At 71.6% G+C, this 10,476-nt stretch carries 6 protein-coding genes; 4 read left to right on the forward strand and 2 right to left on the reverse strand.

Going from position 1 to position 10,476, the window contains the following annotated elements:
* Positions 1-41: 41 nt before the first annotated feature.
* Positions 42-2,162, forward strand: coding sequence for a glycoside hydrolase N-terminal domain-containing protein (locus tag AB0M08_RS17470; RefSeq protein WP_364493715.1), 2,121 nt, complete (start codon positions 42-44; stop codon positions 2,160-2,162).
* Here AB0M08_RS17470 and AB0M08_RS17475 read toward each other — a convergent pair.
* Together AB0M08_RS17475 and AB0M08_RS17480 are read right to left on the reverse strand one after the other, a co-directional pair.
* A complete protein-coding gene (locus tag AB0M08_RS17475; protein ID WP_364493749.1) occupies positions 2,155-4,887 on the reverse strand; it encodes a glycoside hydrolase family 3 C-terminal domain-containing protein in 2,733 nt (910 codons plus the stop codon). The two genes, AB0M08_RS17470 and AB0M08_RS17475, sit on opposite strands and share 8 nt — an antisense overlap.
* A 228-nt stretch (positions 4,888-5,115) precedes the next feature.
* Positions 5,116-6,306, reverse strand: coding sequence for an ROK family protein (locus AB0M08_RS17480; protein ID WP_364493718.1), 1,191 nt, complete (start codon positions 6,304-6,306; stop codon positions 5,116-5,118).
* Between the two features lie 232 nt (positions 6,307-6,538).
* Between AB0M08_RS17480 and AB0M08_RS17485 the strand changes: the two genes are divergently transcribed.
* From AB0M08_RS17485 to AB0M08_RS17495, 3 genes are read left to right on the forward strand one after another with little or no spacing between them, the layout of a single operon-like run.
* Positions 6,539-8,122, forward strand: coding sequence for an extracellular solute-binding protein (locus AB0M08_RS17485; RefSeq protein ID WP_364493721.1), 1,584 nt, complete (start codon positions 6,539-6,541; stop codon positions 8,120-8,122).
* Positions 8,119-9,108, forward strand: coding sequence for an ABC transporter permease subunit (locus AB0M08_RS17490; protein WP_364493724.1), 990 nt, complete (start codon positions 8,119-8,121; stop codon positions 9,106-9,108). The genes AB0M08_RS17485 and AB0M08_RS17490 overlap by 4 nt, the downstream gene beginning before the upstream one ends.
* Positions 9,105-10,037 carry a carbohydrate ABC transporter permease gene (locus tag AB0M08_RS17495; protein ID WP_364493726.1) on the forward strand — a complete coding sequence of 311 codons (933 nt, stop codon included), beginning with the start codon at positions 9,105-9,107 and terminating at the stop codon, positions 10,035-10,037. The genes AB0M08_RS17490 and AB0M08_RS17495 overlap by 4 nt, the downstream gene beginning before the upstream one ends.
* Positions 10,038-10,476 lie beyond the last annotated feature (439 nt).

Consider the following 10,476-nt stretch of genomic DNA (forward strand, 5'->3'; position numbering starts at 1 on the left):
CCACCTTGACTTTAGTTTGGCCTCTGAACAAAGTAGGCGGGGTGCACAACCTCGTCAATCCATCCTTCTCACTGTCCGAACCCACCTCGGACTGGGAGCACGCGCTCGTCACCGGCAACGGGCGGCAGGGCGCGCTCTGCTACGGCTCGCCCGCCGGGCTGCGTTTCACCCTCGCCCACGAGCACCTCTTCCAGCCGGTCACCGAGCCGCTTCCGGCACCGGAGACCGCTGCGGCGCTGCCGCGCCTGCGGGAGATGCTCGCTGCCGGGTCCTTCTCGCGGGCCGCCGACGAGGTCTGCGACATCTTCGGGTACGCCGAGACGCGCTGGATAGACCCGCTCATCCCCGCGGCGACCCTGCTCCTGAGCTCGGACCGGGACTCGGACGACGGCTACACCCGCGGCACCGACTTCACCACCGGCGTCGTCGTGCAGCAGTGGCCCGGCACGCGTGTCGAGGCCTTCGTGTCCCGTACCGCGAACGTCCTGGTCGTCCGGGTCTCCGGGGAGACCGGAACCGTCACGCTCGCCCCCACCGAGGGCACCCCGGAGCGGCCGATCGACGTCGCCGTCGAGGAGTTCGGCGACGACCTCGTGCTGACCGGCCGCTTCGACGCGGAGTGGCCCGGCGCGCTGCCCGGCTACACGGTCGCCTGCCGGGTCCGGCGCACCGGCGACGGCCTGCTGATCGTCGCGCGCACCGCCGTCGGCCTGCGCGCACCCGCCGACGCCCTGGCCGAGCTGCCCGAGAGTGGTTTCGGCGAGCTGCTGGCCGAGCACGCCGCCGTCCACGGGGACCTCTTCGGGCGGACGGCCCTGGAGCTGCCCGGCACCCGCACCGAGCAGCTCTTCGACGCCGGCCGGTACGCCATCATCAGCAGCACCGGCGAGCGGCCGCCGACCCTGCAGGGCGTCTGGACCGGCACGTACTCGCCACCGTGGCGCAGCGGCTGGACCATCGACGGCAACCTGCAGGCCGCGCTGCACGCCGTGCACTCCACCGGCACGCCGGAGCTGATGCTCGCGCTCTTCGACCTGCTCGACGCCGAGCGCGACGACTTCCGGGAGAACGCCCGGCTGCTCTACGGCCTACCCGGGATCTACGCCCCCGCGCACCTCGGCACCCACGGGCGGCAGAACCACTTCGGGCCGGTCTGGTGCCTGACTTTCTGGACCACCGGTGCCGCCTGGCTGGGCCGGCTCTACCTGGAGCACTGGCAGCACACCGGTGACCGGGTGTTCCTGGCCGAGCGGGCGCTGCCGTTCCTGCGCGAGGTCGCCGCGTTCCACCTGGGGTTCGCCGAGATCGTGGACGGGCGGGCCCGGTTCAGCCCGTCGTACTCGCCGGAGAACCAGCCGGCCAACACCGACTCGCAGGCCACCGTGGACGCGACGCTGGACGTGCAGGCGGTCGGCGACGTGCTGCGCGGCCTGCTGAGCCTCGCCCCGGACGATCCGGAGGCGCCGCGCTGGCGGGAGCTGCTGGACGCGCTGCCGCCGTACCGGATCGCGCCGACCGGCGAACTGGCCGAGTGGATCGACCCGCGCTTCGACGACAACCACGAGCACCGGCACTGCAGCCACCTCTACCCGTTCCTCTACGCCGGCGACCCGGCGGTCGAGGAGGACCCCGGGCTGCGGGCGGCGGCGGTCAAGGCGGTCCGGGACCGGTTGCGCTGGTGGCTGAGCGAGGCCTCCGACGAGATGGGGTACGGGCTGGGCCTGCTCGGCGTGGCGGCGGCGCGGCTCGGGCTGGCCGAGGAGGCGTACGGCGCGCTGGTCCGGCTGGAGGAGGCGTACTGGCGGCCGAACCGGGTGCCGACCCACAACCGGGACCACATGTTCAACGTGGACCTGGCGGGCGGCTACCCGGCGCTGGTCGCCGCGATGCTCCTGGCCAGCCGGGACGTGGGCCCGGACGGGGTGGCCCGGATCGGCCTGCTCCCCGCCCTCCCCGCGGCCTGGCCGTCCGGGCGGGTGCGCGGGCTGGTCGCCCGCGGCCCGGTCACCGTGGACCTGGCCTGGGAGCCGGACCGGATCGAGGTGACGCTGACCTCGCCGGTCGCCCGCACGGTCCACGTCACCCACCCCGGCGGCACGCTGACCGTGGAGCTGGCCGCCGGCATCCCGGTCACCTCGACGTCCCGGTGGCGCGTCAGCTGAAGGAGAGCGCCGCCACCGTCACGTCCGCGTCCTCGAAGATCACGAAGAGGTCGTGGACGCCGGTGAGCGGCGGCAGGGCGGCCCCGGCGCCGTCCTGCCGCGCGGGCGCGGTGAGCGTCGCGAGCACCGGACCGGCCAGCGGGTCGTCGAGGCGCAGGGTGACCCGGCCCCCGGAGGCCTCCATCGTCACCTCCGTGAGGCCGGCGCCGAAGTCGACCTCGTCGAAGACCGCCCAGGCGCCGGGGTGGCCGCTGCGCAGGGCGTCGTCGGCGACCGGCAGCACGCCCGCGTAGCCGTCGTTGTCGACCAGCCGCAGGCCGGCGCGGGCCGAGCGCGGCGGAATACGTTCCCCGTCGACGCGCAGCGTGGTGCTGAGCGCCACCGACGTGCTCGACGGGCCGACCGCGACGGTGTGCGACGCCTCCTCGACCACCCAGCGCGACCGGGTCACGTCCCAGAACGCCAGGTCGGCCACGGGCAGCGGGATCTCGACCCGGGCACGCTCGCCGGGTGCCAGGGTGACCCGGCGGTAGCCCCGGAGCCGGCGCAGTGGCTGCTTGACCCGGGAGCGCTGCTGGCGGGTGTAGAGCTGGACGACCTCGCTGCCGGGGCGGTCACCGGTGTTGACCACGTCGACCGCGACCGTGACGAGGCCGTCGGCGTCCACCGCGGCGGCGGAGAGCCGCAGGTCCTCGTACCGGAAGCGGGTGTAACCCAGGCCGTGGCCGAACGGGAAGAGGGGCGTGCCGCGGAAGTAGAGGTAGGTGGCGTCGTTCGCGATGATGTCGTAGTCGAGCAGGTCGGGGAGGTCGCCGGCGCTCGTGTACCAGGTCTGCGGCAGGCGGCCGGTGGGCTCGGCGCCGAAGAGCACGTCGGCGAGCGCGTTGCCGTGCTCCTGGCCGCCGTGCGCCGACCAGAGGATCGCCGGGAGATGCTCCTTCGCCCAGCCGATCGCGTACGGATAACTACTGGTCAGGGCCAGGATGGTGCGCGGGTTGACGGCGTGCACGGCACGGAGCAGGGCGTCCTGGGTGCCGGGCAGCGAAAGGTCCGCGCGGTCCTCGGTCTCCCGGCCGCAGACCATCGGGTGGTTGCCGAGCGCGAGGACGACCGTGTCCGCCTCCGCGGCGACCCGGGCGGCCTCCGCGACGCCGTCGACCAGCACGTCGACGGTGAAGACGGTGCCGGCGCCCCCGGTGCGGGCCACACCGTCCGCGCCGACCGTGACGTGGCCGTCGCTGTGCAGGTGGCGCAGCAGGACGCCGTCACCGGCCGGTTCGAAGCGGAACGTCTCGTGCACCTCCCAGCCGTTCGGGCCGGGCTGGTCGTTGATCAGCTCGCCGTCCGGGGTGACCCCGACGAACCGCCGGTCGGTGACGGCCCGCAGCGCGACGATCTCCTGGCCCCAGTCGAGCAGGTCGAACGGGGTGCCCTCCGCGGCGACCCGCAGGACGCCGCCCGGCGCGGCCAGCTCGCCGGCCGCGCAGCGCAGCAGCACCCGGTCGGCGCCCTCGCTGACGACGACGTCCCCGGCGTGCTCCGCGATGCCCGCGCGCAGCGTCGACCGGTACGGCGGGGTGCCGCTGTACCAGTCCTCGAAGACCTCGTCGGCGAGCGGGCCGATCACCGCGACCCGGCCGGGCGACGACGGGAGCGGCAGCAGGCCGTCGTTGCTCAACAGCACGACCGAGGCGCGGGCGGCCTCGCGGGCCAGCGTCCGGTGTTCGCCGCAGTCGATCGTCTCCGGCCCGGCGGCGAAGGGCTGCTCGGCGTTGAACTCGCCGAGGCGTACCCGGACGGAGAGGATCCGGCGGACCGCCGCGTCCACGTCGGACTCCCCGATCAGCCCGCGGTCCAGCGCCTCGGTGAACGACGCGACCGCCAGCTCGGCCGACTCGGTGACACAGTCGATCCCGGCGCGCAACGCCGCCGCGAACCCCTCCGCGTGGTCCTGCGCCCAGCCCTGCGCGGCAGCGAGGTTCCAGACGCCGACCGCGTCGCCGACCACCATCACGTCCTCCTCGGCCCAGCCGCGGAGCACGTCGTCGATCAGCGGGCTGAGGTGCGTCGGCCGCCCGTTGATCAGGTTGTACGACGCCATCACGGCCACCGCCGCGCCGGACGCGATCGCCGGGCGGAAGGCCGGGAGCTCGTACTCGTGCAGCACCCGCGGCGGCAGGTTGCTGGAGGTCAGGCAGCGGTCGGTCTCGTTGTTGTACGCCAGGAAGTGCTTCAGCGTCGGCGCGGTCCGCAGCCACTGCGAGTGGTCCCCGCGCAGCCCGGCCGAGTACGCCGTGCTCAGCACCCCGGTCAGCCACGGGTCCTCGGAGTAGCCCTCCTCGTTGCGCCCCCAGCGGGGATCGCGGAGCGGGTTGACCACCGGTGCCCAGACGTTGAGCCCGACGTTCTCGGGATCGCGCTGGTGCATGGCGCGGACCTCGGTGCCGACCGCCTCGCCGACCCGGCGCAGGAGCTCCGGGTCCCAGCTGCTGGCGAGGCCGACCGCCTGGGGGAACGCGGTGGCCGTGCCGAGCCAGGCGACGCCGTGCAGGGCCTCGGTGCCGGTGCGGAAGCCGGCCATCTCGAGCCGGGGCACGGCCGCCTGGTGCTGGTGGAGCAGGGCGATCTTCTCGGGCAGGGTGAGCCGGCCGAGCAGGTCGTCGACCCGGGCCGGGACCTTCCTGCTCGGGTCGCGGAAGACGGTCTGTGTCGGGGATTCGGTCATCACGACGTTTTCCTTCGGGGCCGGTGCCCGCCGGTCGGAGACTGCGTCGGCTGACTGCGTCGAAGCGCTTCGACTGACGGGCGGAAGACGTCACGCGAGTGGTTTCGCGAATGTTTCGGACGGGGTTTCCTGAGGCTCGCACCCCGCTCACGCCTGGGTCAAGGCACCGCCGTCATCTTTGGTCATCGATTGTTACCAGCGCCTATCGTCTATGCGCCGGCCGCTCGGCTACGCGCTGACCGCGACCCGCGGGATCCGGCCGGTGTCCACATGATCTAGATGGGACACCGCCCCGCCCAGCGCGGCCGCGTGCAGGCCCAGGGACGAGGCCACGATCCGGGCGCCGCCGGCGGCCGGGGCCAGCGTGTGCCGCTCAAGTTCGGCCGCGGCCGGCGGGATCAGCCACGTGGCGAGCGAGGCGAAGTGGTCGCCGAGCACGAACACCTCGGGGTTGACCAGGTTCGCCAGCACCGCGAGGCCCCGGCCGAGGTGACCGCCGGCCTCGCGCAGCACGCCGAGCACGTGCGCGTCGCCGGACCGGGCTAGCGCCGCCACCTGGTCGGCGGCGGGTGCCAGGTCACTCAGCGCCTCGGGATCGAAATCGGGCAGGGCGCGCCGAACCAGCGGCTCGATCCCGGCCCGGTCAGCCCAGGTGGACGCGTCGGCGGCGCCCATCGCGATCCGGCCGGCCTGACCGGTGAAACCCCGGAAGCCGTGCAGCGGGCGGCCCTCGACGATCAGCCCGGCCTCGATGCCGGCGGCACCGGTCAGATACGTCAGGTCGGCGACCCCGGCGTGCCCGCCGTGCCGGAGCTCGGCGACCGCGGCCAGGGCGGCGTGGTTGGCCACCGTCACGGCGAGGTCGTCCTGCCGCAGCGAGCCGGCGACCAGCTCGCGCAGGTCCAGATCGGACCAGCCGAGGGCGGGCGAGAGGCGTACCGCACCCTCCGCGGTGACCAGCCCGGGGACGGCGACGGTCAGGCCGAGCACGTGCCGGCCCTGCTGGCGGACCCGGGTGGCGGCCCGCTGGGCGAGCGCGATGATCGCGCTGACCGCCCGGCCCGCGCCGGCGCGGGCCGGGCTGCCGTCGAACGCCCGGTGCCAGAGCAGCAACTGGTCGCCGGAGTAGTCGACGGCGAGCGCGGTGAGCCGGTCCGTCGCGACCTGGACGCCGATCGCCGCGTACGCCGATCCGTCCAGCGCCAGTACGGTGGCCGGCCGCCCGATCCGGTTGCCGGCCTGCCCGGTCTCGTGGAGCAGCCGGTGTCCGATCAGGTCACCGGTGAGGCTGGAGACGGTCGCCTTGGTCAGCCCGGTCGACGCCGCGATCGCCGCTCGCGAGCTGGGCCCGTGCGTCCGCAGATGGCGCAGCACCACGGCCAGGTTGGTGGTGCGCACGTCGGCGAGGGTGGTGGTCACGTCGAAGCTCCGCTCTCGCCCTTTTGTGGTGATCGACATTGTGCAGCATCGCGGTATGGGTGCGCTCCCAACTGTGTCTTGTCGGGTCGCAGCGCGTCAGTTAGCTTGTCTTCGATGCACTTAGTTTAGAGCCTAGACAAACTACAGCCATATAGGGAAGGCAGGTGCGCCGATGGGCGCGTCGACGAGCAGGCGTCATTTTCTGGGGCTGGCGGCCCTCGGTGCAGCATCTTTGACCTTCGGTTGCAGCAAGAAGCCCGGCTCGAACGAGACGGCCACCACAGCCGAGGAAGCATCCGGTGTGGTGCCGACCTTCAAGGACTCCACGCTCGTCGCCCCGGACATCAAGGGCATCCGCCCGGTCGCCGACGGCTACGCGAAGTACCCCACGACCCTCGCCGACGCGATCAGCGAGAAGGCGATCACCAGCGGGAAGCCGGTCTCGGTGACCACGCCCTGGTGGGGTCCGGCCCCGCCGGCCGACAACAAGCTGGTCGCGGCGGTCAACGCGGACCTGGGCGGCACCGTCAACTTCAGCGTCCAGGACGGCGTGACATACGGCGACAAGCTCAACACCATGCTCGGCGCGCGCGACGTACCGGACCTGCTCTGCATCCCGGGCTGGGAGATCAACAAGCTGGCCCGGTTCAACGACGCGGTCCACGTGCTCTTCGAGGAGCTGACGCCGTACCTGGCCGGAGACAAGGCGAGCGCCTATCCGATGCTCGCCGGCCTGGACACCAAGTCCTGGGCGGACTCGGTCTGGGGCGGCAAGCTGATGGCCATCCCGTTCCCCTCGGACAACCCGTTCCCGACCATGCTCTTCTACCGCAAGGACGTCGCCGACGAGCGGGGCGTCGCGGCGCCGACCACGCTCGACGAGGTCTACCAGTTCGGCAAGAAGATGACGAACGAGGCCAAGGGTGAGTGGGCCTTCGGCGACATCTTCCTGGAGGTCCAGCAGATCTGCGGCGCCGGCGGCTCGCAGAACGGCTGGATCAAGGGCGCCGACGGCAAGGTGATCCACCGGTACGAGACCCCGGAGTTCGCCCGCGCGGTCGAGTTCATGGCCCGGGTCTACAAGGAGAAGCTGATCCACCCCGACCTCGCCAGCAGCAACGGCGCGGACGTGAAGACCCTCTTCAAGGGCGGCAAGATCTTCATGTTCTCCGACGGCGGCGGAGCCTGGAAGGAGGTCTGGCGCCCGGCCGTCGCGTCCGACCCGAAGTTCAACATCCAGGCGGTCAAGGCCTTCGGCGCGGACGCGGGCAAGCCGCCGGTGCGCTGGGGTGGCACCCCGTCGATCCTCTGGACCTTCGTGAAGAAGGGCCTCGGCGCGGACCGGACCGCCGAGCTGCTCCGGGTGCTCAACTACACCGCCGCGCCGTTCGGCACCAAGGAGTGGGAGCTGCAGAACTACGGCGTCGAGGGCACCCACTTCACCCGCGACTCCAGCGGCGCCCCGGTCACCAACGACCTGTACAACAAGGAGTTCGCCAACCAGTTCATCTTCACCGGCGGGCGCCCCGCGGTGGTCGTCGGCGGCCCGGACATCCCGACGTACGCGGCGGACTTCGTCGGCTGGGGCAACGACGCCACGCAGTACCTGGAGAAGAACCCGTGGGAGGGCATCAAGGTCGAGGTGCCGACCGAGCAGGCGGCGATCGAGCAGCCCACCGCGGACAAGGTCACCGACATCCAGCGCGGGCGCCGGCCCGTCTCCGAGCTGACCAAGGTGGTCCAGGACTGGAGGGACGGCGGCGGCGAGAAGGCCCGCGAGTACTACGCCAAGGTCCTGGCAGACAACGGCCGATGAGCACCACGACCGCAGTGGAGGCGGCCACCCCGGCCGCCTCCAAGGCCCCTGCGAAGAGGCTCTCCGTCGCGACGCGTCTGCGCCGCGACTGGCCGCTCCTGCTCATGTGCGTACCGGCGATGGCGTTGCTGCTGGTCTTCCACTACCTTCCGGCGCTCGGCAACATCATCGCCTTCCAGGACTACAACCCGTACGCGGGCGACGGGCCCTGGTCGGCCTTCCTCTACAGCGAGTGGATCGGCTTCGGGAACTTCCAGTACCTCTTCGAGAACCCGGCGTTCTGGGACTCGGTCCGGAACACCCTGGCGATCACCGCGTTCCAGCTGGTCTTCTACTTCCCGATCCCGATCGCGCTGGCCATCCTGCTGAACAGCATCCTCTCGCCGCGGATCCGCTCGCTGGTGCAGAGCGTCGTCTACCTGCCGCACTTCTTCAGCTGGGTGCTGGTGGTCTCGCTCTTCCAGATGATGCTCGGCGGCGCCGGGCTGATCGCGCAGACCGCGCGCTCCGGCGGCTTCAGCGTCCCGGACGTGATGACCGACCCGGACACCTTCATCTTCCTGATCACCTCGGAGGCGGTCTGGAAGGACGCCGGCTGGGGCATGATCGTCTTCCTGGCCGCGCTCGCCGCGATCGACACCAGCCTCTACGAGGCGGCCGCGGCCGACGGCGCCGGACGCTGGCGCCGGCTCTGGCACATCACCCTGCCCGGCCTGCGCCCGGTCATCATCCTGCTGCTCATCCTGCGCCTCGGCGACGCGCTCAACGTCGGCTTCGAACAGTTCGTGCTGCAGCGCGAGGCGGTCGGCCGGGACGCCGCCGAGGTCCTCGACACGTACGTCTACTACCAGGGCATCAAGACCCAGATGTGGGGCGTCGGCGCGGCCGCGGGCCTGTTCAAGGCGGTGGTCGGCCTGCTGCTCATCATCGGCGCCAACAAACTGGCCCACCGCTTCGGCGAGCAAGGGATCTACTCCAAATCATGACTGCCGACACCATCGCCCCGCGGCGCAAGAGCCTCCGGCCGGTCTGGGAGGAACAGCCCAGCCTGATCGGGCAGTTCGGCAAGGGCGCGGTCCTCACCGTGGTCGTGCTCGCCGTGCTGGTCCCGCTCTGGGTCGTCCTGGTCACCAGCCTCTCCTCGGAGCAGACCATCAACGAGGCCGGCGGCTACGTCTTCCTCCCGCACGAGTTCGACCCCTCGGCGTACGTGGTCATCTTCTCCGGCGGCCAGATCACCGACGCGGTCCTGGTCAGCACGTTCGTGGCCGCGCTCGGCACGGCGCTCAGCCTGGTGGTCACGGTGCTGGCGGCGTACGGTCTCTCCCGCACCGGCACGCTCGGTCACCGGCCGATCCTCTTCTACTTCCTGATGACGTTCCTGATCTACCCCGGCATGATCCCGAGCTACCTGGTGGTCACCGGCCTCGGCCTGAAGGACAACCTGCTCGCCCTGATCGTGCCGACCGCGATCAGCGCCTTCAACCTGGTGGTCCTGCGCGCCTTCTTCATGAACATCCCCACCGAGCTGATCGACAGCGCCCGCATCGACGGCGCCGGCGAACTGCGCATCCTGCTGCGAATCGTGCTGCCACTCTCCAGGGCGGTCACCGCGGTGGTCGGCCTCTTCTACGCGGTCGGCTACTGGAACGCCTTCTTCAACGCGATCCTCTACATCGACCGCAACGACCTGCAGCCGGTCCAGCGCGTCCTGCAGAACTTCATCCTGGCCGGGCAGTCCCCGTCCAACTCCGGCACGGCCGTCTACATCCCCGGCCTCGGTTCCTCGATCCCCCCGACCCTGGCCATCAAGATGGCGGTCGTGGTGGTGACGATCGTCCCCGCCCTGATCATCTACCCCTTCGTCCAGCGCCACTTCACCAAGGGCGTCATCATCGGCGCCGTCAAGGGCTGACCCCTCACCCTCCTGGCCGGCCCTCCGGGGTGCCTCAACCCCGCCGAGACACCCCAGAAGACCAGCCACTTCACCGACCGCCGCCGGGTGGTTCCGGATCCCAGCTCCGGTCCCGCCCGGCGGTTCCTTCTTCCCGTACGCCCACCACCGCCCGCCGCCGCCTGCCGTCGCCGCTCGCTCATCGGCGCCCGTCACCCACCGCTCGCCGTCGCCCTCACCCCACGCGCCTCTCCCGCCGTCGGCTGGTGCCCAGGGGTACCTCGGCACCGCCGACACACCCCTCAACGCCAGCCAACAGGTCTTGGCTGGCGTTCAGAGGTCTGTCGGGCGCCTGGACACACCCCTGACCCTGCTGGCTTATTCGGTGCTGGTGTCCGTTCGTGGGACTGGGTGGGTAGGTTGTGTGGTTATGTCGATGCAGCCGAAGCCGTGGCCTGAG

This window comes from Actinoplanes sp. NPDC051851 (genome assembly GCF_040681165.1).
Lineage (GTDB): Bacteria > Actinomycetota > Actinomycetes > Mycobacteriales > Micromonosporaceae > Actinoplanes.

Coding starts and splice junctions, on each gene's coding strand:
- AB0M08_RS17475 (WP_364493749.1), bottom strand. CDS start 4,887: ATGACCGAATCCCCGACACAGACCGTCTTCCGCGACCCGAGCAGGAAG.
- AB0M08_RS17490 (WP_364493724.1), top strand. CDS start 8,119: ATGAGCACCACGACCGCAGTGGAGGCGGCCACCCCGGCCGCCTCCAAG.
- AB0M08_RS17495 (WP_364493726.1), top strand. CDS start 9,105: ATGACTGCCGACACCATCGCCCCGCGGCGCAAGAGCCTCCGGCCGGTC.